At 40.0% G+C, this 250-nt stretch carries 1 protein-coding gene; it reads right to left on the reverse strand.

Going from position 1 to position 250, the window contains the following annotated elements; genetic code table 11:
- Positions 1-238: hypothetical protein (locus NE637_RS15505; RefSeq protein WP_256267823.1), on the reverse strand; the 238-nt coding region annotated here is incomplete at its 3' end.
- Positions 239-250 lie beyond the last annotated feature (12 nt).

The following is a 250-nucleotide window of genomic DNA, read 5'->3' on the forward strand; positions in this document are numbered from 1 at the left end:
TGCTTTTTTGCACCTGCAGTTCCGAATGAATTTCTCTTTTCAGCTTATATGCGTTCAAAACAGCCATGTTAAAACGAATCAAAACTTCTTTTATCTGACTCGGACTATGCGGGTCGCGTTTACACAGATCATACAACGTATAATAACACTTTATGATTTCTTTTCGATTGGAAATAACTGCCGACCGGCGCAGCCTGTTCTCCAGTTCTGCCGGATATTTAAGAGGAACGATTTCCATAGATTCTACATC

The sequence above is a fragment of the Desulfovibrio desulfuricans genome (genome assembly GCF_024460775.1).
Taxonomy (GTDB): Bacteria; Desulfobacterota; Desulfovibrionia; order Desulfovibrionales; family Desulfovibrionaceae; genus Desulfovibrio; species Desulfovibrio desulfuricans_E.